The 25,108-nt window shown below is 63.7% G+C and carries 27 protein-coding genes; 14 read left to right on the top strand and 13 right to left on the bottom strand.

Annotation, left to right across the window (positions count from 1 at the left end; translation table 11 throughout):
• The first annotated feature begins 177 nt into the window (after window positions 1-177).
• A complete protein-coding gene (locus ABIB66_RS27345) occupies window positions 178-1,689 on the top strand; it encodes a metallophosphoesterase family protein (RefSeq protein ID WP_354256209.1) in 1,512 nt (503 codons plus the stop codon).
• A 94-nt stretch (window positions 1,690-1,783) separates the two neighbouring features.
• On the top strand, window positions 1,784-2,626 hold the full coding sequence (locus ABIB66_RS27340; RefSeq protein ID WP_354209494.1) for a tetratricopeptide repeat protein: 843 nt from the start codon (window positions 1,784-1,786) through the stop codon (window positions 2,624-2,626).
• Window positions 2,627-2,700: 74 nt separating this feature from the next.
• Here the strand turns inward: ABIB66_RS27340 and ABIB66_RS27335 are convergent, their stop codons facing one another.
• From ABIB66_RS27335 to ABIB66_RS27290, 10 genes are all read right to left on the bottom strand, one after another.
• Window positions 2,701-3,675, bottom strand: a complete 975-nt coding sequence (locus ABIB66_RS27335) for a type II secretion system F family protein (protein WP_275172292.1) — start codon at window positions 3,673-3,675, stop codon at window positions 2,701-2,703.
• Window positions 3,676-3,684: 9 nt separating this feature from the next.
• Complete coding sequence (locus ABIB66_RS27330) at window positions 3,685-4,662, bottom strand: type II secretion system F family protein (protein WP_354209493.1); 978 nt, start codon at window positions 4,660-4,662, stop codon at window positions 3,685-3,687.
• A gap of 16 nt (window positions 4,663-4,678) precedes the next feature.
• A complete protein-coding gene (locus ABIB66_RS27325) occupies window positions 4,679-6,142 on the bottom strand; it encodes a TadA family conjugal transfer-associated ATPase (protein WP_275172290.1) in 1,464 nt (487 codons plus the stop codon).
• Window positions 6,143-6,163: 21 nt separating this feature from the next.
• On the bottom strand, window positions 6,164-7,432 hold the full coding sequence (locus ABIB66_RS27320; protein WP_354209492.1) for a CpaE/TadZ family protein: 1,269 nt from the start codon (window positions 7,430-7,432) through the stop codon (window positions 6,164-6,166).
• Complete coding sequence (locus ABIB66_RS27315; RefSeq protein ID WP_354209491.1) at window positions 7,429-8,166, bottom strand: CpaD family pilus assembly protein; 738 nt, start codon at window positions 8,164-8,166, stop codon at window positions 7,429-7,431. The genes ABIB66_RS27320 and ABIB66_RS27315 overlap by 4 nt, the downstream gene beginning before the upstream one ends.
• A 17-nt stretch (window positions 8,167-8,183) precedes the next feature.
• A complete protein-coding gene (locus ABIB66_RS27310; protein ID WP_354209623.1) occupies window positions 8,184-9,659 on the bottom strand; it encodes a type II and III secretion system protein family protein in 1,476 nt (491 codons plus the stop codon).
• Window positions 9,660-9,670: 11 nt separating this feature from the next.
• The gene (cpaB, locus tag ABIB66_RS27305) at window positions 9,671-10,468 is read right to left on the bottom strand and encodes a Flp pilus assembly protein CpaB (protein ID WP_275172287.1); all 798 of its coding nucleotides are present in this window, start codon (window positions 10,466-10,468) and stop codon (window positions 9,671-9,673) included.
• Between the two features lie 126 nt (window positions 10,469-10,594).
• The gene (locus ABIB66_RS27300) at window positions 10,595-11,119 is read right to left on the bottom strand and encodes an A24 family peptidase (protein WP_275172286.1); all 525 of its coding nucleotides are present in this window, start codon (window positions 11,117-11,119) and stop codon (window positions 10,595-10,597) included.
• 119 nt (window positions 11,120-11,238) lie between these two features.
• Window positions 11,239-11,379: a hypothetical protein gene (locus ABIB66_RS27295; RefSeq protein ID WP_275172371.1), complete on the bottom strand. Its 141-nt coding sequence runs from the start codon at window positions 11,377-11,379 to the stop codon at window positions 11,239-11,241.
• Window positions 11,380-11,452: 73 nt separating this feature from the next.
• On the bottom strand, window positions 11,453-11,617 hold the full coding sequence (locus ABIB66_RS27290; RefSeq protein WP_106941836.1) for a Flp family type IVb pilin: 165 nt from the start codon (window positions 11,615-11,617) through the stop codon (window positions 11,453-11,455).
• A 260-nt stretch (window positions 11,618-11,877) separates the two neighbouring features.
• On the opposite strand from ABIB66_RS27290, the gene ABIB66_RS27285 reads away from it, so the two are divergent.
• From ABIB66_RS27285 to ABIB66_RS27270, 4 genes are all read left to right on the top strand, one after another.
• The gene (locus ABIB66_RS27285; protein WP_275172285.1) at window positions 11,878-12,705 is read left to right on the top strand and encodes a sterol desaturase family protein; all 828 of its coding nucleotides are present in this window, start codon (window positions 11,878-11,880) and stop codon (window positions 12,703-12,705) included.
• A gap of 153 nt (window positions 12,706-12,858) precedes the next feature.
• On the top strand, window positions 12,859-13,353 hold the full coding sequence (locus ABIB66_RS27280; protein WP_354209490.1) for a pilus assembly protein N-terminal domain-containing protein: 495 nt from the start codon (window positions 12,859-12,861) through the stop codon (window positions 13,351-13,353).
• Between the two features lie 261 nt (window positions 13,354-13,614).
• Complete coding sequence (locus tag ABIB66_RS27275; protein ID WP_354209489.1) at window positions 13,615-14,193, top strand: TadE/TadG family type IV pilus assembly protein; 579 nt, start codon at window positions 13,615-13,617, stop codon at window positions 14,191-14,193.
• A gap of 23 nt (window positions 14,194-14,216) precedes the next feature.
• Entirely contained in the window at window positions 14,217-14,837 is a 621-nt protein-coding gene (locus tag ABIB66_RS27270) for a TadE/TadG family type IV pilus assembly protein (RefSeq protein WP_354209488.1), read from the top strand.
• Between the two features lie 100 nt (window positions 14,838-14,937).
• Here the strand turns inward: ABIB66_RS27270 and ABIB66_RS27265 are convergent, their stop codons facing one another.
• From ABIB66_RS27265 to ABIB66_RS27255, 3 genes are all read right to left on the bottom strand, one after another.
• On the bottom strand, window positions 14,938-15,150 hold the full coding sequence (locus ABIB66_RS27265; protein WP_007599788.1) for a cold-shock protein: 213 nt from the start codon (window positions 15,148-15,150) through the stop codon (window positions 14,938-14,940).
• 269 nt (window positions 15,151-15,419) lie between these two features.
• Window positions 15,420-15,707 carry a translation initiation factor IF-1 gene (infA, locus tag ABIB66_RS27260; protein ID WP_007599789.1) on the bottom strand — a complete coding sequence of 96 codons (288 nt, stop codon included), beginning with the start codon at window positions 15,705-15,707 and terminating at the stop codon, window positions 15,420-15,422.
• A gap of 23 nt (window positions 15,708-15,730) precedes the next feature.
• Window positions 15,731-17,326, bottom strand: a complete 1,596-nt coding sequence (locus tag ABIB66_RS27255; RefSeq protein ID WP_354209487.1) for a DEAD/DEAH box helicase — start codon at window positions 17,324-17,326, stop codon at window positions 15,731-15,733.
• A gap of 480 nt (window positions 17,327-17,806) precedes the next feature.
• Here ABIB66_RS27255 and urtA point away from each other — a divergent pair, with 480 nt between their 5' ends.
• The 8 genes from urtA to ABIB66_RS27215 all read left to right on the top strand — a co-directional run bounded on the left by urtA (window position 17,807) and on the right by ABIB66_RS27215 (window position 25,062).
• Complete coding sequence (gene urtA / locus ABIB66_RS27250) at window positions 17,807-19,132, top strand: urea ABC transporter substrate-binding protein (protein ID WP_354209485.1); 1,326 nt, start codon at window positions 17,807-17,809, stop codon at window positions 19,130-19,132.
• Window positions 19,133-19,216: 84 nt separating this feature from the next.
• Window positions 19,217-20,824, top strand: a complete 1,608-nt coding sequence (urtB, locus tag ABIB66_RS27245; RefSeq protein ID WP_354209484.1) for an urea ABC transporter permease subunit UrtB — start codon at window positions 19,217-19,219, stop codon at window positions 20,822-20,824.
• Window positions 20,821-21,999 carry an urea ABC transporter permease subunit UrtC gene (gene urtC, locus ABIB66_RS27240; RefSeq protein ID WP_354209483.1) on the top strand — a complete coding sequence of 393 codons (1,179 nt, stop codon included), beginning with the start codon at window positions 20,821-20,823 and terminating at the stop codon, window positions 21,997-21,999. The genes urtB and urtC overlap by 4 nt, the downstream gene beginning before the upstream one ends.
• A complete protein-coding gene (urtD, locus tag ABIB66_RS27235; RefSeq protein ID WP_275172278.1) occupies window positions 21,996-22,757 on the top strand; it encodes an urea ABC transporter ATP-binding protein UrtD in 762 nt (253 codons plus the stop codon). The genes urtC and urtD overlap by 4 nt, the downstream gene beginning before the upstream one ends.
• A gap of 3 nt (window positions 22,758-22,760) precedes the next feature.
• On the top strand, window positions 22,761-23,456 hold the full coding sequence (gene urtE, locus ABIB66_RS27230; RefSeq protein WP_007605420.1) for an urea ABC transporter ATP-binding subunit UrtE: 696 nt from the start codon (window positions 22,761-22,763) through the stop codon (window positions 23,454-23,456).
• 31 nt (window positions 23,457-23,487) lie between these two features.
• Window positions 23,488-24,318, top strand: coding sequence for an urease accessory protein UreD (locus tag ABIB66_RS27225; RefSeq protein WP_354209482.1), 831 nt, complete (start codon window positions 23,488-23,490; stop codon window positions 24,316-24,318).
• Between the two features lie 24 nt (window positions 24,319-24,342).
• Window positions 24,343-24,645 carry an urease subunit gamma gene (locus tag ABIB66_RS27220; RefSeq protein ID WP_275172276.1) on the top strand — a complete coding sequence of 101 codons (303 nt, stop codon included), beginning with the start codon at window positions 24,343-24,345 and terminating at the stop codon, window positions 24,643-24,645.
• Between the two features lie 111 nt (window positions 24,646-24,756).
• Window positions 24,757-25,062, top strand: coding sequence for an urease subunit beta (locus ABIB66_RS27215; protein ID WP_007599812.1), 306 nt, complete (start codon window positions 24,757-24,759; stop codon window positions 25,060-25,062).
• Window positions 25,063-25,108: the final 46 nt, after the last annotated feature.

The raw sequence follows: 25,108 nt of genomic DNA, 5'->3' as shown, positions 1-25,108 counted from the left end.
GGGGTTGTGGCATTATTGGCCGATATTTTAGATTGTATCGTGCGGTTGTGCACGCAACGTGAGTCAATTCTTACCCTGGCTCATCACGACCCGGGTTGAGACTGGAGAGAACCTTATCCTCGAAGGCATTTCTCTTATCGTTTGGGCGGCGCGGCATTTGCAAACAAGCGGCGCAAAATGGATAGATCGTTCGTCATCGTACAGATTTCCGACCTGCATCTGGACGGGTCGGGTCGGCTGCTTGCGACGATCGAGACGCTCAATGCCGCCCTTCGCGAGAGGATGGCGGACTTCGCGGACATTCCTGATCGCATCCTGCTGATCACCGGCGATATCGTGGACGACCCGACGCCACCCGCGCTCGACGAAGCGCTCGCCGTCATTGCGTCCTTCCGACAGACCGGGCTGTTCACCGATATCCAGGCAATCGCCGGCAATCACGACGTCAAGCGACCGAGCCAGCGTGCAGGCCGCCACGACGTCTATGATTACCTGCACTTGCCGCGGACCTCGAAGAGCGTCTACTACCGTCAGGCCGGCCTCGATCTGGTGCTGCTGGATTCCAACCGCGCGAGCCTCACAACGCTCGCGAGCGGGAACGTCGACCAGAGAGCCTATAATGCCATAGTTTCGGCGTCCGCGCGGCTGAGCGTCGAACTCGCGGGGAGCCTCGGGTCGGGCGGCCGCGCCGATTATGCCGAGCCGGTGGAAAACCTCGTGCGCGTGCTGGCGCTGCACCATCATCCACTGCCGCAGGCGACCGGAGAAGGAAAGCGGTTTCTCGGCGTGCCCGACGAGCCGCTGATGTATCTCGCTGCGCCCGCGACCTTCCTCGAAGCGGCGACATCGCTCAACGTCGATCTGGTTCTGCACGGACACCGACATGTCGAAGGACTGACGCGCTATTCGATTCCCGATCCGCGCGCCACGAGCGAGAGCGATGAAGCATTCTGGCGCACGATCTACGTCTTGTCCTGTCCGTCATCGACGGGGCAGGCCGGTGACGACGCCGGCTTCAATGTCATCCATTTCGGCCCGATGTCCCACCCGATGTCCCATGGCGGCCGCATCGAGTACCGCTTTGCGATCGCCCGCTACTCACGTCCGCGCAAGGATGGTGCCTTCAGGCCGCTCGATTCCAACCTGCCGCACGGCGTCGTCAGGCTGCCGGCCGGGCGGGATTTTTCCCGAGATCCGGCCGTCCAGTCGGGCATCGAGATCGACGCATGCACGACGCTGAAGAGGGATCAGGTCGCAGCATTCGCCCGCCGGCTCCTGCTGCGCCGCGCCTTCTATGCCGACGGCGAGGTGGATTGGGCCGATTTGCTTCACGTCTATCTCGTCACCTCTCACGTCTGGGCCGATCTCGAAAGCAAGTTCTCGAGATCCGCACGCAAGCATGACGTCGACGCCGTGGCCGTGGTGACATCGCTGCTGCGTCGGTTGATCGAGCAATCCGCAAATGTGCTCGGCATCGACGATTTTCAGCTCGACGAGCTCCGCGCGAGGCGTCTGATCAATCGTGACGATCTTCGGCGCGAATTGCCGTGGGTGGCGCGCCCGGGCATCGATGTGGAGATCGAGACGCGGCAACGTCTGCAATTGCTGCGGGACCTGAACGAGCAGGCGAAGGCGCTCGGCCTCGATGCGGATCTTGGCGGCGAGATGCCGCCGCAGGCGCCGCAGTGATGGGCGCGGGGCGGGGGCATTAACCGGCCGTTAGGGTTAACAGTCTATTGCTGGCGCGTTCGGCTCGATCAATCGGCTCGAGAGTCAAAGCGTCATGCGTCAACGGTTCAGTCTTGACCGGTTCAGTCTTGGACGGCTCAGTCTTGCCCGGCTTCTTGCGTCCACCTCGCTGGTCGCGGCGTTGGCCATGGGCCTCGGCGGCTGCACGGCGATGTCGAAACTCTCCGACGTCACGGGCTCGGTCGGGCCGCGGGCGGAAGCCGCTCCTACCGATGCCGCGCGCGCTGCCGAAGTCTATGGCGAGCGCTATCGTGCCAATCCCAAGGACGCCGACGCGGCGCTCGCCTACGGCCAAGCCCTGCGCGCCAACGGCCAGCGCGCCCAGGCCGCCGCCGTGCTCGAGCAGGCGACCATCGCCAATCCCGGCAACAAGGCGCTGATGGCGCAATACGGCCGCGCGCTCTCCGACAACGGCAATTTTCAGCAAGCCTTCGACGTGCTGACGAAGGCGCATTCGCCCGACAATCCGGATTGGCGCCTGCTCTCGGTGCAGGGGACCGCGCTCGATCAGATGGGCCGTCACGAGGAAGCGCGTTCCTATTATGCGAGCGCGCTCAAGATCGCGCCTGGCGATCCCGGCGTGCTCTCCAATCTCGGCCTGTCCTACATGCTGTCGAGAGACCTGCCGAAGGCCGAAGATGCGCTGCGGCAGGCCTATGCCTCACCGCACGCAAGCGCGCGAGTGCGGCAGAATCTCGGTCTGGTCGTCGGTCTCCAGGGCCGCTTCGCCGAAGCCGAGACCATCGTGAAGTCGGACCTGCCGCCGGACCAGGCTGCGGCCAATGTCGCCTATCTCAAGGAAATGCTGACCCGCAGCGACGTCAGGCGGGGTGCGCCGAAGCGGACTCCGGTCGCCTCGCTGGGCCAGCCCGACTGATCAGACGTGATCTTCCAATCTTGATCGTTCAATCTTGAAGGCAGCCGCGGACCGTGCGCGGTCCGCGTCTAACGTCATTGCATCTCGGTGACCTTGATGCCGGTCGGTCCGAGAATGACGACGAACAGCACCGGCAGGAAGAACAGGATCATCGGCACCGTCAGCTTCGGCGGCAGTGCTGCGGCCTTTTTCTCGGCTTCGTTCATGCGCATGTCGCGGTTTTCCTGCGCCATCACCCGCAGGGAGTGGCCGAGCGGGGTGCCGTAACGCTCCGCCTGCTGGAGCGCTAGACATACCGACTTGACGCCCTCGAGTCCGGTGCGCCGCGCGAGGTTCTCGTAGGCGACCTTGCGGTCCTGCAAATAGGACAGCTCGGCCGTGGTCAGGGTGAACTCCTCCGACAGCGCGATCGACTGGCCCACGATTTCGACCGCGACCTTCCGGAATGCCATCTCGACCGACATGCCGGACTCGATGCAGATCAGGAGCAAGTCGAGCGCATCGGGAAAGGCACGCTTGATCGAGAGTTGACGCTTGGAGATCGCGTTCCTGAGGAACAGCATCGGTGCCTGAAGTCCGAGATAGGCCGCACCCACGCAGATGCCGATCTTGATCGGCATCGACTGCTGCATATGCGCGATCAGGAACACGTAGACGATCGAACCGACGAACAGCACGATCGGGGCAACCAGGCGGGCAAACAGGAAGGTGATGTAGGGCGCCTGGCCTCGATAACCCGCCATGATGAGCTTGTCCCGCGCAGCTTCCTGCGCGAGCCATTTGGTCAGGTTGAAGTCGTCGACGACCTTCGAGACGAGCTGCTTCGGCGTTTGGCGCAGCGAGACCTTTTCACTCTTGTGGAGGCGCTCGCGCTCGCGCTGCCGGATGCGCTCACGTTCGTTCGCCACCGCCTTCATGCGCTTGGAAAGGCCTTCGCCGGCGAACAGCGGCATCACCAGTGTATAGACGGTGGCGCTGGCGGCAATGGCCGCCAGCAGCATCGTCATGAAGTGGACGTCGTGAAGTTTCGCAACGAGGAACTCTACCATAAGGCACCATCAGAAGTCGAAATTGATCATCTTCTTCATCACCATGATGCCAATCGACATCCAGACGACGCAGCCGACCAGCATGAGCTGGCCGGTGGGATGAGTCCAAAGAATCGAGATGTATCCCGGCGTCGTGAGGTAGACGAGGAACATCACGATCGGCGGCAGCGAGCCGATGATGCCGGCCGAGGCCTTGGCTTCCATCGACATCGCCTGGATCTTCTCCTTCATCTTCTTGCGGTCGCGCAGCACCCTGGAGAGGTTACCGAGTGCTTCGGAGAGATTGCCGCCCGATTTCTGCTGGATCGAGATGACGATGCCGAAGAAATTTGCCTCCGGCAGCGGCATGCGATCATAGAGTCGCGTGCAGGCCTCGCCGAGCGGCATGCCGATCGCCTGCGTTTCGATGATGGACAGAAACTCGGAGCGCAGCGGCTCCGGCGCGTCGGCGGCGACGACCTTGATTGATTCGAACAGCGGCAGGCCCGCCTTGATGCCGCGGACGATGACGTCGACTGCGTCGGGCAGCGCCTTCAGGAATTTGGCTTCGCGGCGCTTCTTCAGGAAGCTCAGCGCCCAGCGGGGCAGACCGAAGCCGCCGGCAAAAGCGAGGCCGGCGGCACCGAGCAGGCCGCCCCCAATGAACAAGGCGACTGCGAACAGCACGCCCGCCACGACGGCGGACACGATCCAGAATTTCTGCGGCGCCCAGTCGAGGCCGGCCTGCGACAGGCGAACACTGAGCGGTACGCTCTTCTCCTGCTGGCGCCGCGCCTCGAGATCCTTGAGCGAGGTCTCGACCTGCTCGCGGCGCGAGCGCTGCGTCTTCTCGGCCGCGCGGGCCGTGGGCGCCTCGGCGCGCGAGATCGAGGCGCGGCGGCTCTCGGCCTTCCGTTCCCCGGACAGCATCGGATAAAGGAAGACCCAGGCGAGGCCGCCGACAGCGGCGGTGGCAAGGAAGGCGAGGGCAAGGACTTGCATGTTCATGGCTGCGCTGACCTGCTCACGTCGTGGGCGCCACTTCCGCGGCATCGAGCGCCGCGGCAAGGCGCTTCTCTTCGCCGTAATAGCGGGCGCGTTCCCAGAACTTCGGGCGGCCGATTCCGGTAGACCGGTGCCGGCCGATGATCTTGCCGTTGGCGTCCTCGCCGACCATGTCGTAGAGGAAGACGTCCTGGGTGATGATGGTGTCGCCTTCCATGCCCATCACTTCGGTGATGTGGGTGATGCGGCGCGAACCGTCGCGCAGGCGCGCGGCCTGGACGATGACGTCGATCGAGGCGCAGATCATCTCGCGGATGGTGCGTGAAGGCAGGGAGAAGCCGCCCATCGTGATCATGGATTCGCAGCGCGATAGCGCCTCGCGCGGATTGTTGGCGTGCAGCGTGCCCATCGAGCCGTCATGGCCGGTGTTCATGGCCTGGAGCAGGTCGAACGCCTCGGGTCCGCGGACTTCGCCGACGATGATGCGCTCGGGACGCATACGCAAGCAGTTGCGCACCAGCTCGCGCATGGTGACCTGGCCCTCGCCCTCGATGTTGGGCGGGCGGGTCTCCAGTCGCACCACGTGCGGCTGCTGGAGCTGGAGTTCGGCGGCGTCTTCGCAGGTGATGACGCGCTCGTCGTGCTCGATGTAGTTGGTCAGGCAGTTGAGCAACGTGGTTTTGCCCGAGCCCGTACCGCCGGAGATCAGCACGTTGCAGCGGACGCGGCCGATGATCTGTAGGATTTCCGCGCCCTCCGGCGAGATTGCGCCGAACTTGACGAGCTGATCGAGCGTCAGCTTGTCCTTCTTGAATTTGCGGATGGTGAGCGTGGGGCCGTCGATCGACAGCGGGGGCACGATGGCGTTGACGCGGGACCCGTCGGCCAGGCGCGCGTCGCAGATCGGCGAGGATTCGTCGACGCGCCGGCCGACCTGGCTGACGATACGCTGGCAGATGTTGAGGAGCTGCTGATTGTCGCGGAAGCGGATACCGGTGCGTTGGATCTTGCCGGCGACCTCGATGTAAACGGTGTCGGCGCCGTTGACCATGATGTCGGCGATGTCGTCGCGCGACAACAGCGGCTCCAGCGGACCGTAGCCGAGGACGTCATTGCAGATGTCGTCGAGCAGCTCTTCCTGCTCGGCGATCGACATCACGATGTTCTTGATCGCGATGATCTCGTTGACGATGTCCCGGATTTCCTCGCGCGCGGACTCCGAATCGAGTTTGGCGAGCTGGGCGAGGTCGATGGCCTCGATCAGCGCGCCGAAGATGGTCGCCTTGACCTCGTAATAATTGTCCGAGCGGCGGGCTTCCATGGTCGGCGCAGGCTTCGCCGGGGCAAGGGGCGGCGAGGAGACTGCCGGCGGCGGCGGCACGCGCGACACTGTCGGCGCCGAAGCCTGGGCAGGCTCTGGCGACACGGCACCGGGCTTTGGGGCCCGAGGGTCGGTGTCTGTTCCGCTACGCTTACCGAACACTTAAGAACTCCATGCGGCGACCTATTTTCCCCGCAACTTCTCAATCAGGGGTGAAAGCAGGGACGACTTTTGCTTCTTCGTTTCGCTTCGGCCGGTCAGGCGCTGGGCGATCTGAAGGAACATCTCGATCGACTTATGGTTGGCCGAGATCTCTGCGATCATCTGGCCGTTATTGGCCGCCGAGCCGAAGATCTGCGGCTCGAACGGGATCGAGACGACCGGCTGGCTCTCGATCGCCTTGGCGAACTCCGCCGCGGCGATTTCGGGTCGTTTCGGCACGCCGACCTGGTTCAGGCAGTAGAGCGGCGGACGGTCGTTTGGGCGCGCGGCCTTCAGGAGATCGAATAGGTTCTTGGTGTTGCGCAAATTGGCGAGGTCGGGCGCCGCCACGATCAGGATGTCGTCGGCTCCGATCAGCGCGCGTTTGGTCCAGCCGGACCATTGGTGTGGAACGTCGAGCACGATGCAGGGCATGGTGGAGCGCAGCGTGTCGAACACGGCATCGAAGGCGTCGACGCCGAAATCATAGACCCGGTCGAGCGTCGCCGGCGCCGCCAGCAGGCTGAGGTGGTCAGTGCATTTCGACAGCAGGCGGTCGATGAAGGCGGTATCGACGCGATCGGGCGAGAACACGGCGTCGGCAATACCCTGCGGCGGATCCTGGTTATAGTCGAGCCCGGCAGTGCCGAAGGCGAGGTCGAGGTCGGCGACGACCGCGTCCATCGCGAGATCGCGGGCGATCGCCCAGGCGACGTTGTGGGAGATGGTTGACGCGCCGACGCCGCCCTTGGCGCCGACCACGGCGATGATGCGGCCGACGGCCTTGGCTTCCGGCGCCGAGAACAGGTTGCAGATCGAGCGCACGACGTCGATCGCGCCGACCGGCGCAAGCACGTAATCGCTGACGCCGCGGCGGACCAACTCGCGGTAGAGCATGACGTCGTTGATGCGGCCGATCACGACCACGCGGGTGCCGGCGTCGCAGACGGTCGCGAGATGGTCGAGGCCGCCCAGGAGGTCGTTGCGGCCGTCGCTTTCGAGCACGATCACGTTCGGCGTGGGTGCCGAGCGATAGGCTTCGACCGCAGCCGCCATACCGCCCATTTGGATCTTCAGATGGGCCTTGCCGAGACGGCGGTCTTCGCCGGCCGACTGCACGGCGGCCGCCGTTTCCACGGTCTCGCAGAAAGCCTGGACGGAAACGCGCGGCGCAGGCGCAATATGCTCCTCGACCGGCGGGAGCGATGCCTCGGACTGCTCTTCTTGGGGCTGGCGAGCGTAGCTGATCATCTGCCGGTGTCGCTGAGTTTGGCCTTGTCGGCCTCAGGATAGGCGACCGCCGTCGGCATTCCCTTGCGATATTTCTCGAACGCGGCGGTGCGTCGCGCCGTGTAGGACGGCGTTTCAGGCCGCGGCTGCTCGAGATCCGAAGGATTGTCGACCATCGCCGCGAGGTTGCGCTGATAGGCGCAGCCGTAATTGTAATAGTCCTTGTTCTCGAACCAGCGTTTGTTCTTCATCGAAGGTCCGATGTCTTCCGGCCACAGGCCGCAGGGACCCGCGACCGCGGCGATCTTGGAATAGGTGAGCCGGATCGGCGGCAGGAAGCGCCTGTCTTCCGGCTGGTAAGAGCGGGCGAGGACGCCGCGCGGCGGAACGCCCGCCGCCGACAGCATTGCCTGGATTTCGCGCATCGTGTCCGCGACTGGACGCGCGTTGGGCGTGCCGGACGGCACGTCGATCCGGATCGCGCCGGTGCCTTCGTGCATCCAAGCCGACGCGACGCCCATCACGTCGGCGCGCTGGGCGGCGGTCAAGCCGCCGCGGGCATGGCCGACGAAGACGACGATGGAGCGATTCTGCTCCTCGATCGCGATCGGATGGCGCTGCTTGTAGTCGTCCGGAATGGAGGCCGTGACCGCTTCGTCATGCTGGCAGCCGCCAAGGGCGAGCGCCATGCCGACGAGCGCACCGCCGAGGTGGATGGCGCGTCTGCGAATCTGGGGTGGTCTAGTGATCGTCATGAAGTCCCCGTTCCGCCTCAGTCGGTGATGAAGCCGTAGGTGCCGCGATAGTTCTTGGCCGGTTCGGTCCGGCCGGGCACGCCGTAGATGCGGTTGATGTTGCCGAGCAGCTCGGCCTGCGGATCCGCAGGCGCGGAGAAGCCATCATCCGGCCGCGACAGATCCTTTTGCGCAACTGCGCGAACGATGTAGGGCGTCACGATCACGACCAGCTCGGTCGCGTTGTTGACGAAGTCGCGGCTGCGGAACAGCGTGCCGAGGACCGGGAGCTGCATCAGACCCGGCAGTCCGCTGACCGCTTGCTTGGTCTGCTGTTGGATCAGGCCGGCCATCGCCATCGCGCCGCCGGAGGGAATTTCCAGCGAGGTTTCTGCGCGGCGGGTCTTGATCGAGGGCACGGTGAGCGAGTTGACCGAGGTCGAGGTCACGGCCTGGGACAGCGTGATCGCGTTTTCGTTCGAGAGCTCGGACACCTCGGTCATCACCCGCAGGCTGATTTTGCCCTCGGTGAGAACGACGGGGGTGAAGTTGAGCGAGATGCCGAACTTCTTGAAGCTGATCTGGGTGGTACAAACGTGCGTGGTGGGGTCGCACGCATAGCCCGCAGGCACCGGAAATTCACCGCCGGCGATGAACGTTGCCGATTCACCGGAGATCGCGGTCAGGTTCGGTTCGGCCAGCGTTCGGATCACGCCCGCAGTCTCCATCGCACGCAGCGTGGCCTGCACCGACGGGGCCCCGCCGAACTTGGTGGTCAGGTTGTTGCCGTCGACGAGGTTGTGGCCGAGAGCCGTGAACGGATTGGAGTTGCTGAAGCTGACGACCGAGGTGCCGTAGCTGAGGTTGGCGGTGAGGTCGATTCCGAGCTGCTTGATGATGCTGCGCTGCACTTCGGCGACGGTCACCTTGAGCATGACCTGGTCGCGGCCGCGGACCACGATCGAGTTCACGACCTTCTCGGGGCCGCCGGCGAGGCGCGCAGCGAGGTCGTTGGCCTGCTGGGCTTCGACTGGATTCGCGGCCGAACCGGTCAGGATGATGCCGTCCCCCAGGCCGTCGATCTGGATGTCTGAATTCGGCAGGACCTGCTTCAGTGCGGCCCGCACGCCGTTGAGGTCGCGCTTGACCGCGATGTCATAGGCCGCAATCTGCTGGCCGGCGGAATCAAAGAACACGATGTTGGTCTGGCCGATCGAGGCGCCGATGATGTAGGCGCGCTGCGCCGAGCGGACGACCGCATTGGCGATCTTGGGATCGGCGACAAGCACGTCCTTGATGTCGCGCGGAAGGTCGATCACGATCGACTTGCCGACGCCGAGCGAGAGAAATCGCGCGTTCATCTGGCCGTCGGCCGCAGCCTGCGCCACAGGGCGATAGTCGGCGGCGACCGCTGGCGTCAGCACCGGGTTGAGCGCGAGCGCGACGGCGGCCGAAAACGACAGGGCGCGGACCACAGGGGTTCGCATCGTCGCCAACTTCGCCCTGCATTTCATATCGACAGTCCTCATCGTGCCTTCGCCGTCGAGCTTGGGATACCGTACCGAATGATCGAAACGCCCTCGCGCTTCTGCGCGGAATCGTCGAGCGTGATCTCGCTCAGCTTGACGTCGACGATGCTGCGCAGCGCCAGCGAGAGCGTGCCGCTCTGGCGTGCGGAGGAGAGCGTCGCGGTCTGCGCAGGATTGAGCTCGAGGGTGACGGTCTTGCCGACCACCGCGTTCTGCCCGTCCTTCTCCTTCGGCGCCTGGTCGATGGCCAGGACGCGGATATTGGCCAGGATGATCTCGGTCGTGATCACATCAGGAGCGCCGCTGGTCTGGTCAGGGTTCTTGAGACGGCGCGTCAGAAGCACGTCGACGCGGTCGTTGGGCAGGATGAAGCCGCCTGCGCCGGTCTCGGGCGAGATCTCTGTCGAAATCGCCCGCATGCCGGTGGGCAGGATTGCCGCCATGAAGCCGGAGCCTTCGGCCTTGACCAGCTTCTGGTCGCGGATCGGCTCACCCTGGATGAACGGGGATCGTGCGATCGAGCCGGTGACCTGGGTTACCCCCTCGGGGCGCTCGTTGCGGCGGATGAAGGTGGCGCTGGCGGTCGCGGATGGCCATGTCTGCCATTGCACGTCTTCCGGCTTGACGGTCTGGCCGAGGCCGATGTCGTTCTTCGCAACCAGGACGTCGACGGTGGGAAGCTGCGCGACCGGAGCCGGAGGCGGTGCAGAATTGTCCGAGCCGCTCGCCAGATACGCGGCGACACCGCCGGCGCAGATGGCGACCGTCAGGACGACAATGCGTGCCCTATTCATACGCTTCACTTTCCAACAAACGCTGCGACGCTGACGCCGCCGTAATCGGCAGTTGACCAGCTATTCGTCAAAGCATGGTTAATGAGGCGTATCTAAATCGCCTTAACGCCGGGTTACCCGATGCGTTCAGCGCAATGCGAGGTGAGCGAGGTCGATCGCCTTCACCCACTCGGTCTCCGGGTAGACCATCAGCGCGCTCAGTGCGAGCGCGATGCCGTAGGGAATGCCGCTCTCCTTGGCGTGCAGCCGCGCGAGCCAGGCTTGGCCCGCGAGCCCGTATGGCAGCGGCCACTGCCGGAACTGGAGCAGGAGTAGCGTCAGCGCCCCGCCGAACAGCGAGGCGTAGAGCACGAAATTCATCAGCTGCGCGAACCCGAACCAGAGTGCGACCGAGGCCGCGACCTTGGCATCGCCGCCGCCGACCCAGCCCATCGCAAAACAGGTGAAGGCCACGACCAGGACAAGCGCGCCGGCGCCGACATGGCTCAGCATCTCGTAAGGTGCCATGCCACCGGCGAGAGCGAGCGCGAAAAAGCCAGCGACCAGCGCCAGCGATACGCGGTTAGAGATCGTCATCGTGAAGAGATCGCTCGCGGCGGCAAACGCCATCAGGGCAGGGAAGAGCAGAAGGCGCGCAAGGTCGAGGATCATGGGCTGCGTCTTGAGGCCTGGGTTTGCCGCGGAGCTGGCGTCGCCAGATTGTAGCCGGCAGTGCTAAACAAACCGAAAACGGCGGCGGTCTCGAGGAGCGAAACCCGCCGAAAGCGTGCTCACCAGAGGAGGGCGATGCGTGCGGCGAGCGCGACCGTCGCAAGCAGCAGGGCAAGGCAGACCCAGTAAGCCGGCGAGCCGGTCTGCGCCGCCTCCGCCACGTTGGCCGCGACCGCGGCATCGGTTCTGTACTTGCTCAACGCCACTGGAACTCGCCGTCTGAAAAACAAAGGCCCCGGAAGTCCGGGGCTTTTGCAGTCGTTCGTCGATCGCTTACTTCAGCGAGGTGCTGATCGAGGTGAACTTGGCGTTCAGCGTGGTGCCGAGATTGTTGACGACGGTGATGATGGCCAGCGCGATGCCGGCGGCGATCAGACCGTATTCGATGGCGGTGGCGCCGGATTCATCTTTCGCGAAACGCGCAATCAGGTTCTTCATGAACAAAACTCCATCTGGGGTGGGATCGCCTCGTTCGGCGTTGTGCTTGACGCAATAACCATGAGATCCGAGCTCTTTCGGGAGAGTTAATTCGATCGGGCAAACCCGCCTGCCGCTGGCCAGAGTGAATTTCGCCTTAAGGTGCGAGCTGCGATTCATTCCGGTTCCGGATGTGCAGCAAGCGCAGCACCGGCTTCACCGTCCCTTAAATTTGGGGGAGTACGCGTAGGCGGGACCTGCAATTCGCAAGAGAGGCGACAATGTCGAGCCTGCCCATGGAAATCGCCCTGATGCTCGGCGAGACCATCGCGAAGGTGATCCCCACGACCTTCGCGCTCGCGGTGGTCTTCACCGTGCTCGAGCATGTCTGGGCCTGCAATCCCGGTGTGCCCTGGTGGCGTAAGCGGGAGATCGTCACGGACATCTGCTACTGGTTTGTCGTTCCGGTGTTCGCGCGCGTCATGCGGATCAGCCTTCTGATCGTCGGCGCGAGCTTCGTCTTCAACATCCATGATGCCGACGGGCTCATCGCCTTCTACGACAATGGCCACGGCCCGCTGTCGCTATTGCCGCTCTGGGTTCAGGCCGTGCTGTTCCTGGTGCTGTCCGATTTCATGCTGTACTGGCTGCACCGGCTGTTTCACGGCGGAGGGTTCTGGAAGTACCACGCGATCCATCACTCCTCGGAGGAGATCAGCTGGATTTCTGCGGCCCGCTTCCATCCCGTCAATCTCGTGCTCGGTACGATCGCGGTCGATGTCGTGCTGCTGATGGCCGGCATTTCGCCGAACGCCATGGTCTGGCTCGCCCCGTTCACGACCTTCCATTCGGCCTTCGTGCACGCCAACCTGAACTGGACCTTCGGGCCGCTCAAATATGTGCTGGCGACGCCGGTGTTCCACCGCTGGCACCACACCTCGCTCGCAGAGGGCGGCGACACCAATTTTGCCGGCACGTTCCCGATCTGGGACGTGCTGTTCGGCACTTTCCGCATGCCCGAGGGGCAACTGCCGCAGGATTACGGCAAGGATGAAGCCACCATGCCGAAGGAAATCGGAGGGCAGCTTGCCTATCCGTTCCGTCGCTAGGTTCTCAAGGGCCGCGAAACGCCAGTCCGTTCAAACAATAGTCGGCGAATTTGCGGAACGTTCACGAATTGAGGGCAGGTTAGCCGGGTCGGGCACCGGCTCGGCTGTTATCTGATCGCTTCTGCCGGTTTGTCACGTCCCGGGGGTAAGAGTATGCGTAAACAACTTCTGCGCCGTCATGCGCGCGTCTGTCTTCTGGTTGCGGCCGCGGTGCTGGCGTCGCCGGCTACCGTCGTTGCCGAGTCCGCCGATACCATCGCCGTCAATGTCGACCAGGCCAAGCTGGTGCGGCTGCCTGGCAAGGTGGCAACCATCGTGGTCGGCAATCCCCTGATCGCCGACGTCACGCTCCAGCCCGGCGGCATGATCGTCGTCACCGGAAAGGGCTATGGCGCCACCAATTTCATCGCGCTCGACCGGGGCGGCGAGATCCTGGTCGACCGCCAGATCCAGGTCGAAGGTCCGAGCGATCGGCTCGTGACCGTCTATCGCGGGATCGACCGGGAGTCCTACAGCTGCGCGCCGCTTTGCCAGCGCCGCGTGACGCTCGGCGACAGCGACACCTACTTCAACAGCGCGATGAGCCAGGCCGGTTCGTTAAGCGGCTCGGCCAGCGGCAGTGCCGGTGCGGGCGCCAAGGCCAACTAAATAAGGCCAACTAAGTAAAACCAACCAGCGAGTTTGACTGACGGATTTGCCGGGGCAAGGATCGTCCCCGCCCGACGCTCGCGCGCGAGTTTCTCTCTCCGTGTCCTCGTCTCCGTGTCCTCGTCTCCATGCCCTGGGTCTTTCGCGGTTAACCGGCCCTTAACGGCCCGGGCCGCCCCGTGCGGATCGCCTGAAACACTTAAACAATCAGTTTCCGCTACTGAACATGGCAGATCATTGCTGCTGCCGCTGAGGAATTTGATGCCTTCGCCTGCACCTACGAGGTTTACGCTCCTCGCCACGCTGCGCCGGTTTCGCGGCAGCCGCCGCGGCTCCGCAGCCGTCGAGTTCGCGCTGGTCGCACCGATGTTCTTCGCACTGCTGTTCGCCGTCATCGAGACGGCGCTGATGTTCTTGGCGAGCCAGGTGCTCGAGAGTGTCTCGCAGAATTCTGCGCGCGCGTTGCTGACCGGGCAGGCGCAGGCGCAATCCGGCTCGCTGGCGGCCTGCGCGGTGTCCGGCGTGAGCAAACCCTGCACGCAAACGACGTTCAAGGCTTACGTCTGCAGCCAGATCCCGGCGCTGTTTGATTGCACCAAACTCTATGTCGACGTCGTGAGTACAAATTCCTTCGGCGCGCTAAGCCTCACCAACTATGGCAATTCCTGCAGCTTCAACCCGACCGGCGTGCAGTACGTTGCCGGGAGCGGCGGCCAGGTCGTCGTGGTGCGGCTGTTCTATCAGTGGCCGCTCTTCGTCACTGGCCTTGGCTTCAACATGGGCTGCAGCAACAAGCGGCTGCTGGTGGCGACCGCGGCCTTCAAGAATGAACCCTTTTGAGACAGATGGATCCGAGCGCACCGATGCAGGCGATTGCGAATATCTGGAGGAATGCCCGTAGCTCCGTGCGCGACTTCGTCGCCGACAGGCGTGCGATCGCGGCGACCGAGTTCGCGGTCATCGTGCCGCTGATGCTGGTGATGTTCTTCGGCACCGTCGAATTTTCGTCGGCCGTGGCGATCAATCGCAAAGTCACAATGATTGCACGGACTCTGTCCGATTTGACGTCGCAGTCAACGTCGGTCGACAATAGCGACATGCAGGACACGTTCACGGCAAGCATATCGATGATCATGCCTTACGACGCTACGCTTGTGAACGGCACGGTGGTTCAGATCAAAATCGATTCAAGCAGTGTCGCCAAGATTCAATGGAGCAAGTCCGCCACCATTGCGAACGGTGCGACGCAGGCCACGCTGACGGCTCCGCCCCCGGCTCTGGCTCAGGGTACCACGGTCACCTCGATGATTCCGCCGACGCTCTTGATCCCGTCGACCTACCTCATTTTCAGCCAGGCGAGCTACGTCTACACACCTTCTGTCAAGTTCGTCCTGAAGTCGGGCATCACGCTGAGCGATGTCTCCTACACGCGGCCGCGCCAGGTCACCTGCGTTCCTTACACCGGTGTAGTGTCGCCGTGCTGAAATACGAGAGCAGATCCTGATTGAAAAAAGGCCGGGCGTCGCGCCCGGCCCTTTCCTTGATTTGTTCGCTCGAGCCGATCGGGGCCCGTAAGCGGTAGGCTCAACCGGCGGAGCGGAGATTGTCCGCTGCCGACTTGCCGGAACGGCGGTCGGCCACGATCTCGTAGGAGATCTTCTGACCTTCGCGCAGCGTGCCGAGGCCTGCACGCTCCACAGCGCTGATGTGGACGAACACGTCCTGGCCGCCATCGTCGGGCTGGATGAAGCCGAAGCCTTTGGTCGCGTTAAACCACTTCACGGTTCCCATGCTCATGGGGGTAGTCCCTTCTCAGATAACACAATGTCAGAGCCCGCTTGCGCGGACAGGTTAGATCGAATTTTTGGAAGGGTCGTCAGCGTGTCTGAACCGGCTGTACCGGTGGATGCTAATGTCGTCCGGCCGAAAATCGATTAATTCATTTTATTGGAAACAGAGCCCCAAAACAATGCTGACGTGCACGATTTTTTGATCCGCCGTGATGGTCACGGCGGATCAGCATACAGGTCGGAATTTCAGGTCCGCGCTCGCGCGCTGGGCCCCGACTAGCGTCGGCGGAACTGGCCGCCGCGCTGTCCGGGACGCGGAGGTCCGCCCATCCCGCTCGGACGTTCGTCCTTGTGGCGGAAAATCAGCCGGCCCTTTTCGAGGTCATAGGGCGACATCTCCACCGTCACGCGGTCGCCCGCCAGAGTCTTGATGCGGTTCTTCTTCATCTTGCCGGCGGTGTAGGCGACGATCTCGTGTCCGGCGTCGAGTTGCACGCGGTAGCGCGCGTCGGGGAGGATTTCGGTGACCAGTCCTTCGAACTGGATCAGCTCTTCCTTAGCCATGAATTTCTCCAGGTCGTGGACGGCTAGTGCGAATGGGGTTTGCGGTTCGGTTGGCCGTTCGGCCGACTCTCGCGGCGCAAAAAGGCAACGCCTTGTATCCCATCAGACGCCCCGGCGCTATGCGCGGAACGCTGTTCCGGACGGCCGTTTGGCGAAGAATGCGCCTTGCCGCCGGCGTGGTCGCGACGAGGAGCCTTCGAAGCCTTCGGGCCACTCCCGGGCCGTGCGTCAGCACGCCTGGCGTCGCCATGCCGTCCCTCGCCGGGCCTTCCGTCGCCCTGCTTGGCGGCACTGTGGTGTCGCCCGTCCGCATGCCTTTCGTCGGCACGGCGACCGTCACCGTGGCGTCCCTCACCATGCCTTGCGCCTTGCGGACGCTGGCCCGGGCGGCCCGGCCGACCCTGTCGTTGCTGCTGCGGGGGAGGGCCCGCATCGCGGCGGCCGGCGTCGGTGCGGCGATCCTCACGCGGCAGCGCCACCTTGATCAGCCGCTCGATGTCGCGGAGATAGCTGAGCTCCTCGCCGCCTGCGACCAGCGAGATCGCGGTGCCCTCGGCACCCGCGCGCGCGGTGCGGCCGATGCGATGCACATAGGTCTCCGGCACGTTGGGCAGGTCGAAATTGATGACGTGGGTGATGCCGTCGACATCGATGCCGCGGGCGGCGATATCGGTGGCGACGAGCGTGCGGATCTCGCCGGTGCGGAACAGCGCGAGTGTCCGTTCGCGGTGGTTCTGCGACTTGTTGCCATGGATGGCGCTGGCGGGAATGCCGGCCTTCTCGAGCGTCTTCACCACCTTATCCGCGCCGTGCTTGGTGCGGGTGAAAACCAGTGCGCGGTTGACCTGCTCCTGTTTCAACAGCTGGGCGAGGAACGCCGGCTTCGCGGAGAAGTCGACCTGGATGATGCGCTGCTGGATGCGCTCCACGGTCGAGGAGACCGGGGTCACCGCGACGCGGGCGGGGTCGCGCAGCATGGCGTCGGCCAGCTCGGCGATATCCTTCGGCATGGTGGCCGAGAAGAACAGCGTTTGCCGCTTGATCGGCAGCTTGGCGACGATTTTCCGGATGTCGTTGATGAAGCCCATGTCGAGCATGCGGTCGGCCTCGTCGAGCACGAGGAACTCGATGCTTCCAAGCTTCAGTCCGTTGCTCTGCACGAGGTCGAGCAAACGGCCGGGGGTGGCGACCAGCACCTCGACGCCCTGCATCAGCGAGCGGACCTGACGACCCATCGGCACGCCGCCGATGGCGAGCGTCGAGGACAAGCGGATGTGGCGGCCATAGGCGTTGAAACTGTCGAGGATCTGGCCGGACAGTTCGCGGGTCGGCGACAGCACCAGGACGCGGGCCGTCTTCGGCTGCGGCTTGATGCGATTCTCAAGCAGGCGGTGCAGGATCGGCAGCGCGAAGGACGCAGTCTTGCCGGTTCCGGTCTGGGCGATGCCGACGACGTCGCGGCCGGTCAGCGCGGTCGGAATCGTCTGGGCCTGGATGGGGGTGGGGGTGACGTAGTTCTCTTCGGTGAGAGCACGCGCGATGGGTTCGGCGAGGCCGAAATCCTGAAACGAAGTCAAAAGATGGGTTCTTTCCATGTCAAAAGCGGGCGCCCGGCGCATTCAGCGCGGCGCGCGCAAAAGGGTGTCGAGAGGGACACCTGCGTGTTTGGGGTGTCGGATGGCTTGATGGGATGGGGCAAGCCAGACGCCCGCAAGGGCTTAAGAACACGCGGCTCGCAACGGTCTCCTGGTTCGCAGGAGGCCTCGGCTTCCATATGGAACATTGAGGCGGCGCTTTCAAGGCACACCCCACACAAACGGCGATCGCGGTGCAGAAATAGTTATGCCGGAAATTTAGCCAGGGCGAGAAATTTGCTTAGAAATTAACCTGCCTGCCGCATTCGCATACATTTGAATTGCTCAATGTTTAGGCGGACTGGCCATGGCGGCCCTTCTTTTTATCTCAATTTTTTAAGCGAAATCAACGCGTTAATAGGTGTCTAATCCATGGCACGGTTCTTGCGAATCCGTTAATCGCAGGCGGCCGTTGGGGCCGTTTCGCAGCGTTTTTCACGTCTGCGTCAGGGAGATGAGACACTCATGCAAAGCAAATCCACTCACGATATAGCGGCGGCGCCATTTAGCCGCCGTGGCGTTCTCGCCGCGACCGCCGGACTGATGCTTGGTCTGGCTTCCATTTCTGGTGCGAAAGCCGCGGACGACACCATCAAGGTCGGCGTGCTTCATTCCCTCTCCGGCACCATGGCCATCAGCGAAACTACGCTGAAGGACACCATCCTGTTCCTGATCGACGAGCAGAACAAGAAGGGCGGCGTCAACGGCAAGAAGCTCGAAGCCGTCGTGGTCGATCCCGCTTCGAATTGGCCGCTGTTCGCCGAGAAGGCGCGCGAGCTGATCACCAAGGACAAGGTCTCGGTCGTGTTCGGCTGCTGGACCTCGGTGTCGCGCAAGTCGGTGCTCCCGGTCTTCAAGGAGCTGAACAGCATCCTGTTCTACCCCGTGCAGTACGAGGGCGAGGAGAGCGAGCGCAACGTGTTCTACACCGGTGCCGCGCCGAACCAGCAGGCGATCCCCGCCGTCGACTATCTGATGAAGGACGAGAAGGTGAAGCGCTGGGTGCTCGCGGGCACCGACTACGTCTATCCGCGCACCACCAACAAGATCCTGGAAGCCTATTTGAAGTCCAAGGGTGTCGCCCAGGAAGACATCATGATCAACTACACGCCGTTCGGTCATTCCGACTGGCAGACGATCGTGGCCGACATCAAGAAGTTCGGCTCGGCCGGCAAGAAGACCGCGGTGGTCTCGACCATCAACGGCGACGCCAACGTTCCCTTCTACAAGGAGCTCGGCAACCAGGGCATCAAGGCGAAGGACATCCCGGTCGTCGCGTTCTCGGTGGGTGAGGAAGAACTCGCCGGCATCGACACCAAGCCGCTGCTCGGCCATCTCGCCGCCTGGAACTACTTCCAGTCGATCAAGTCGCCGGAGAACGAGAAGTTCATCAAGGCGTGGCAGACCTACACTAAGAATCCGAAGCGCGTGACCAACGATCCGATGGAAGCGCACGTGATCGGCTTCGACATGTGGGTCAAGGCGGTCGAGAAGGTGAAGTCGACCGATCCGGACAAGGTGATCGATGCGCTCCCGGGCATCGAAGCCAAGAACCTCACCGGCGGCACCTCCAAGATGCTTCCCAACCATCACATCACCAAGCCGGTGTTCATTGGCGAAATCAAAGCCAACGGCCAGTTCGACGTGGTGTGGAAGACCCCGGGTCTTGTCGCGGGCGATGCCTGGTCGAAGGAACTCGACGGCTCCAAGGACCTGGTCGGCGACTGGGTTGGCAAGAAGTGCGGTAACTTCAACACCAAGACGAACAAGTGTCTCGGTTCGGGCTCCTGATCCGGATCTGACGCTCCATTGCAAGATCGGAGAAGGCGGCGATCCCGCCGCCTTCTCCACCCTTTTCTGCCGGGGTCTTTCACAGTGCCAGCCAATTTGTCCGCCCGCGTCTGTTCGCTCCTGCTCTCGTTGTTCCTGATCGCGTTCGCACTGCCGGCCTTCGCCGGCCCGTTCGAGGATGCGGTCGCCAAATTCGCCAACGACGATTATTCCGACACGGAAGAAGCGATCGGCGTCGTCGCGAGCAGCGGCAATACGCTGGCCTTTCCGATCATCAGCGCGCTCCAGGACGGCCGGCTCATGGCCGATCCCGATAGCAAGAAGGTTTACGTCACCGGCGCGGACGGCAAGTCGATTGATGCCGCGACTGGTCAGGCCGTGGCCAGCGTACCCGACAGTGCAAGCGCGGTCCGCCTCAACAACCGCCTGCGCCGCAGCGTCGATGCCGCGATCGGCAGCCTGACGCTGCAGTCACCGGACATCGGAGCGCGGCTCCAGGCCGCGCAATCCGTCTTCAAGTCGCATGAGGAGACGTCGCTCGAAGCCGTCGATGGCGCGCTCGCCAAGGAAACCAACCGATCCGTCAAGGCTGCGCTCGGCGACGCCCGTGCGGCGATCTTGTTGTTCAAGCCTGACGCCACCGAGGTGGAGAAGCTCGAAGCTGTTGCCACCATCAAGGCGCGCGGCGACCAGGAGGCGATGGCGCTGCTCACCGGCATGGGCGACCAGCCGGCCTCGGTGACCAAGGCTGCCGCGAGCGCAATCGGCTCGATCCAGAGTTCGCTCGCGGTCTGGTCGATGGTGCAGAATGCCTGGTACGGCCTCTCGCTCGGTTCGGTGCTGCTGCTTGCCGCGATCGGGCTGGCCATCACGTTCGGCGTGATGGGCGTCATCAACATGGCCCATGGCGAGATGGTGATGATCGGGGCCTACACCACCTTCGTGGTGCAGGAGGTGATCCGCACGCGCTATCCCGGCCTGTTCGACTACTCGCTGCTAATCGCGGTGCCGCTCGCCTTCCTGGTGGCGGGTGCGCTCGGCGTCGTGATCGAGCGCAGCATCATCCGCTTTCTCTATGGCCGTCCGCTGGAGACGCTGCTGGCGACGTGGGGCCTGTCGCTCGTGTTGCAGCAGGCGGTGCGCACCATGTTCGGTCCGACCAACCGCGAGGTCGGCAACCCCTCCTGGATGAGCGGTGCGTTCGAGCTCGGCCAGATCACCATCACCTATAATCGGCTCTGGATCCTGGTCTTCACGCTCGCGGTGTTCGCGATCCTGCTCGCGATGCTGCGCTACACGGCGCTCGGGCTCGAGATGCGCGCGGTGACGCAGAACCGCCGCATGGCGGCCTCGATGGGCATCGCCACCTCGCGCGTCGATGCGCTCACCTTCGGCCTCGGCTCGGGCATTGCCGGCATCGCCGGCGTGGCGCTGTCGCAGATCGACAATGTCAGCCCCAATCTCGGCCAGAGCTACATCATCGACAGCTTCATGGTCGTGGTGTTCGGCGGCGTTGGCAATCTCTGGGGCACGCTGGTCGGCGCCTTCACGCTCGGCATCGCCAATAAATTCCTGGAGCCGGTCGCCGGCGCCGTGCTCGGCAAGATCGCCATCCTCGTTCTCATCATCCTGTTCATTCAAAAGCGGCCGCGCGGTCTGTTCGCGCTCAAGGGCCGTGCGGTGGAAGCATGACCCCTCACATGCTGACGCGATCGCTGGACCGCGGCGCGACGATCTTCCTTGCCGTCGTCGTGGCCTGCGGCATCCTCATCCCGCTCTCCAACCTGCTGCTGCCCGCGGGCTCATTCCTGCAAGTGCCGACCTATCTCGTCGCGCTCTGGGGCAAATATGTCTGCTACGCCATCCTGGCGCTCTCGATCGACCTGATCTGGGGCTATTGCGGCATCCTCTCGCTCGGCCACGGCGCCTTCTTCGCGCTCGGCGGCTACGCGATGGGCATGTACCTGATGCGGCAGATCGGCAGCCGCGGCGTCTACGGCAACCCGATCCTGCCGGACTTCATGGTGTTCCTGAACTATTCGAAGCTGCCCTGGTACTGGTACGGCTTCGACATGTTCTGGTTTGCCGCGCTGATGGTGCTGATCGTGCCGGGTCTACTGGCCTTTTGCTTCGGCTGGCTCGCCTTCCGCTCCCGCGTCACGGGCGTGTATCTGTCGATCATCACGCAGGCGATGACCTATGCACTGCTGCTCGCCTTCTTCCGCAATGATTTCGGCTTCGGCGGCAACAACGGCATGACCGACTTCAAGGACATTTTGGGCTTCAACGTGCAGGCCGAGGGCACGCGTGCTGCGCTGTTCGCGCTGAGCTGCCTGGCGCTGATCGCCGGTTTCCTGATCTGCCGCGCCATCGTCTCGTCCAAGCTCGGCAAGGTGCTGATCGCCGTGCGCGATGCGGAATCGCGCACGCGCTTCCTCGGCTACCGCGTCGAATCCTACAAGCTGTTCGTGTTCACGGTATCGGCCTGCATGGCCGGCGTCGCCGGCGCGCTCTATGTGCCGCAGGTCGGCATCATCAACCCGAGCGAATTCGCGCCGGGCAATTCGATCGAGGCAGTGATCTGGGTGGCGGTCGGCGGCCGCGGTACGCTGGTCGGCGCTGCGCTCGGTGCCGTCGTCGTCAACTACGCAAAGACGTTCTTCACCTCCGGCATGCTCGCGCCCTACTGGCTGTTCATGCTGGGTGCCATGTTCATCCTGGTAACGCTGCTGCTGCCCAAGGGCATCGTCGGCACTTTCAACGCCTGGTGGGACTCGTCGAAGGAAAGGCGCGACGCCGCGACCATTGCGAGCGCCGCGGCCGAAGACGGCGTCACCGAACCCAAAATGGCGGAGGAGGCGCAATGAACGTCATGGACACCCGCGCTACCTCCGCAATGCTGTATCTCGACGGCGTGCACGTCTCGTTCGACGGCTTCCACGCCATCAACAACCTCTCGCTGACGCTCGAGCCCGGCGAGATGCGCGCCATCATCGGCCCGAACGGCGCCGGCAAGACCACGATGATGGACATCATCACCGGCAAGACGAAGCCCGACGAAGGCACCGTGCTGTTCGACGGCGTCACCGATCTGACGCGGCTGGACGAGACCCGCATCGCCGAGCTTGGTATCGGCCGCAAATTCCAGAAGCCGACCGTGTTCGAGAGCCAGACCGTGCAGGACAATTTGCTGCTCGCGCTCAATGTCGACCACAGCGTCAAGGGCACGCTGTTCTGGCGCGGCAGCCGGGCGGAATCCGAACAGATCGACAAGGTGCTGGAGACGATCCGCCTCACAGATGCCCGCAGCCGTCTCGCCGGCAGCCTCAGCCACGGCCAGAAGCAGTGGCTCGAGATCGGAATGCTGCTGGCCCAGGATCCGAAACTGCTTCTCGTTGACGAGCCCGTCGCTGGGATGACCGACGTCGAGACGCATCTCACCGCCGAGCTGCTCAAGCAAATCAACAAGACCCACACCGTGATGGTGGTCGAACACGACATGACGTTCGTGCGCGAGCTCGGCGTCAAGGTCACTTGCCTGCACGAGGGTACCGTGCTCGCGGAAGGCACCATCGACCAGGTCTCGTCCAACGAGCGGGTCATCGAAGTCTATCTGGGGCGCTGAGCGATGCTTGAGGTCAAGGACATCAACCTGTTCTACGGCGCGGCGCAGGCGCTGCGCGGCGTCTCGATCGCGGCCGAGCCCGGCAAGGTCACCTGCGTGCTCGGGCGCAACGGCGTCGGCAAGACCTCACTCCTGCGCGCCATGGTCGGGCAGTACCCGATCTCGTCGGGCGCGATCGTGCTCGACGGCAGCGATATCACGGGCCTGAAGCCCTATGAGCGTGCGCGCAAGGGCATCGGCTTCGTGCCGCAGGGGCGCGAGATCTTTCCGCTTCTGACAGTCGAGGAGAATCTCAAGACCGGCTTCGGCCCGCTCAGGCGCGAGGACAAGCACATTCCGGACGACGTGTATTCGTTGTTCCCGGTGCTGCAATCCATGCTCGGACGACGCGGCGGCGATCTCTCCGGCGGCCAGCAGCAACAGCTCGCGATCGGGCGCGCGCTGGTGATGCGGCCAAAGCTGCTGCTGCTCGACGAGCCGACCGAGGGCATCCAGCCCTCGATCATAAAGGACATCGGCCGTGCCATCTCGTACCTGCGCAACCTCGGCAACATCGCCATCGTGCTGGTCGAACAATATCTCGACTTTGCCTGCGAACTCGGCGACAGTTTTGCGGTGATGGATCGCGGCGCGGTGAAGTTCACCTGCGACCGCTCCAATCTGGACGCGAGCGAAATCAGCCGCCAGATGGCGCTGTAGGCCATTCTGCCGCGACCGGCTGGGGAGGCGGATGCGCAGCGACGTTCTAGCGACATCTTCGGTGTTCGACGCCAACCGGGCCCGCGGCGCGGTGCGCTTCGACGTTCACGCGCGCGACGGTGTGACGCGGCGCGGGATCTTGCATGAGTCCGGCTCCCTGCGCGTGCGCTTCCCTTCGCCGGAGGACGAGGGTCTCTCCGGCGTGTTCGTCAACACGGCCGGCGGTGTCGCCGGCGGCGACCGCTTCGACATCGAGATCGCGGCCGCAGATAGCTCGAAGCTGACGCTGACGACGGCGGCCGCGGAAAAGGTCTACCGCGCGCCAGGGCAGGCGGCGGAGCTCAATATAGCGCTGAAGGTTGCCGCAGGCGCACATCTCGGCTGGCTGCCGCAGGAGACGATCCTGTTCGACCGGGCGCGCGTGCGGCGTCGATTCGACATAGACCTCGATGCGACTGCCTCGCTCCTGCTGTGCGAGATCGTGGTGTTCGGCCGTACCGCGATGGGTGAACGGATGGAGCAGGGCGAGTTCGTCGACCGCTGGCGGCTGCGTCGCGGCGGCAAGCTGGTGTTCGCCGAGACGGTCAGGCTGGACGGCAATATCGGCGCCAAGCTTGCGCGATCGGCGGTGGCCAAGGGCGGCGCTGCGATCGGCACGGCGCTGATCGTGCCCGGCGACGAGGCCCTGATCGAGCGTCTCCGCGAGGCCTCGGAATCCTTCGCCGGCGAGGTCGGGATATCCGCCTGGAATGGCTTTGCAATGGCGCGGTTCTGTGCCCAAGATGCGGCGCGCTTGCGCGGTGACATGATGGCCGTATTGGCGCGCACCGGCGCGGCGCTACCGCGACTCTGGTTGAATTGACGAAGTGAACGGAAGAGATTTCGCATGAACCTGTCTCCCCGCGAAAAGGACAAGCTTCTGATCTCGATGGCGGCGATCGTAGCCCGCCGCCGGCTGGATCGCGGCGTCAAGCTCAACCATCCCGAGGCGATCGCGCTCATCTCCGATTTCATCCTCGAGGGCGCGCGGGACGGTCGCACCGTCGCCGAGTTGATGCAGGCGGGCGCGCAGGTCCTCAACCGCGACCAGGTGATGCCGGGCATTCCCGAGATGATCCACGACATCCAGGTAGAGGCGACCTTTCCGGACGGCACCAAGCTCGTCACCGTGCACGAACCGATTAGGTAGTTTTGAATTCGTCATTCCGGGGCGCCTGAAGGGCGAACCCGGAATCCAGCAATTGTTGATCGAGATTCCGGGTTCTCGTTGCGCGAGCCGCGGAATGACGAGGAGGATAGAATGATCCCCGGCGAACTCTTCATCCAGGACGGCGAGATCGAGCTCAACGCGGGCCGCAAGACCGTGACGCTGACGGTTGCCAACACCGGCGACCGTCCGATCCAGGTCGGCTCGCATTACCATTTCTTCGAGACCAACCCGGCCCTGAAGTTCGACCGCAAGAAGGCCCGCGGCATGCGCCTCGACATCGCCGCCGGCACCGCCGTTCGCTTCGAGCCGGGCCAGACCCGCGACGTTCAGCTCGTCGCGGTGGCCGGGAAGAAGACGATCTACGGATTCCGCGGCGACGTGATGGGGAAGCTGTGAATTCCACAGGAACGAGCGTGGCGCGGCACGGTTGAGGCGAAAACGG

This window comes from Bradyrhizobium sp. F1.13.3, assembly GCF_040548265.1.
Taxonomy (GTDB): Bacteria; Pseudomonadota; Alphaproteobacteria; order Rhizobiales; family Xanthobacteraceae; genus Bradyrhizobium.
Note: the sequence above shows the minus strand (reverse complement) of the source record. Positions and strands in the feature narration are given on the sequence as shown.

Excerpts from the sequence above, each read along its gene's own strand:
- ABIB66_RS27345 (WP_354256209.1), top strand. The coding sequence starts at position 178 with ATGGATAGATCGTTCGTCATCGTACAGATTTCCGACCTGCATCTGGAC.
- ABIB66_RS27340 (WP_354209494.1), top strand. The coding sequence starts at position 1,784 with ATGCGTCAACGGTTCAGTCTTGACCGGTTCAGTCTTGGACGGCTCAGT.
- ABIB66_RS27335 (WP_275172292.1), bottom strand. The coding sequence starts at position 3,675 with ATGGTAGAGTTCCTCGTTGCGAAACTTCACGACGTCCACTTCATGACG.
- ABIB66_RS27330 (WP_354209493.1), bottom strand. The coding sequence starts at position 4,662 with ATGAACATGCAAGTCCTTGCCCTCGCCTTCCTTGCCACCGCCGCTGTC.
- ABIB66_RS27320 (WP_354209492.1), bottom strand. The coding sequence starts at position 7,432 with ATGATCAGCTACGCTCGCCAGCCCCAAGAAGAGCAGTCCGAGGCATCG.
- ABIB66_RS27315 (WP_354209491.1), bottom strand. The coding sequence starts at position 8,166 with ATGACGATCACTAGACCACCCCAGATTCGCAGACGCGCCATCCACCTC.
- ABIB66_RS27310 (WP_354209623.1), bottom strand. The coding sequence starts at position 9,659 with ATGAAATGCAGGGCGAAGTTGGCGACGATGCGAACCCCTGTGGTCCGC.
- cpaB (WP_275172287.1), bottom strand. The coding sequence starts at position 10,468 with ATGAATAGGGCACGCATTGTCGTCCTGACGGTCGCCATCTGCGCCGGC.
- ABIB66_RS27300 (WP_275172286.1), bottom strand. The coding sequence starts at position 11,119 with ATGATCCTCGACCTTGCGCGCCTTCTGCTCTTCCCTGCCCTGATGGCG.
- ABIB66_RS27290 (WP_106941836.1), bottom strand. The coding sequence starts at position 11,617 with ATGAAGAACCTGATTGCGCGTTTCGCGAAAGATGAATCCGGCGCCACC.
- ABIB66_RS27285 (WP_275172285.1), top strand. The coding sequence starts at position 11,878 with ATGTCGAGCCTGCCCATGGAAATCGCCCTGATGCTCGGCGAGACCATC.
- ABIB66_RS27280 (WP_354209490.1), top strand. The coding sequence starts at position 12,859 with ATGCGTAAACAACTTCTGCGCCGTCATGCGCGCGTCTGTCTTCTGGTT.
- ABIB66_RS27275 (WP_354209489.1), top strand. The coding sequence starts at position 13,615 with ATGCCTTCGCCTGCACCTACGAGGTTTACGCTCCTCGCCACGCTGCGC.
- ABIB66_RS27270 (WP_354209488.1), top strand. The coding sequence starts at position 14,217 with ATGCAGGCGATTGCGAATATCTGGAGGAATGCCCGTAGCTCCGTGCGC.
- ABIB66_RS27265 (WP_007599788.1), bottom strand. The coding sequence starts at position 15,150 with ATGAGCATGGGAACCGTGAAGTGGTTTAACGCGACCAAAGGCTTCGGC.
- infA (WP_007599789.1), bottom strand. The coding sequence starts at position 15,707 with ATGGCTAAGGAAGAGCTGATCCAGTTCGAAGGACTGGTCACCGAAATC.
- ABIB66_RS27255 (WP_354209487.1), bottom strand. The coding sequence starts at position 17,326 with ATGCGCCGGGCGCCCGCTTTTGACATGGAAAGAACCCATCTTTTGACT.
- urtA (WP_354209485.1), top strand. The coding sequence starts at position 17,807 with ATGCAAAGCAAATCCACTCACGATATAGCGGCGGCGCCATTTAGCCGC.
- urtC (WP_354209483.1), top strand. The coding sequence starts at position 20,821 with ATGACCCCTCACATGCTGACGCGATCGCTGGACCGCGGCGCGACGATC.
- urtD (WP_275172278.1), top strand. The coding sequence starts at position 21,996 with ATGAACGTCATGGACACCCGCGCTACCTCCGCAATGCTGTATCTCGAC.
- urtE (WP_007605420.1), top strand. The coding sequence starts at position 22,761 with ATGCTTGAGGTCAAGGACATCAACCTGTTCTACGGCGCGGCGCAGGCG.
- ABIB66_RS27225 (WP_354209482.1), top strand. The coding sequence starts at position 23,488 with ATGCGCAGCGACGTTCTAGCGACATCTTCGGTGTTCGACGCCAACCGG.
- ABIB66_RS27220 (WP_275172276.1), top strand. The coding sequence starts at position 24,343 with ATGAACCTGTCTCCCCGCGAAAAGGACAAGCTTCTGATCTCGATGGCG.
- ABIB66_RS27215 (WP_007599812.1), top strand. The coding sequence starts at position 24,757 with ATGATCCCCGGCGAACTCTTCATCCAGGACGGCGAGATCGAGCTCAAC.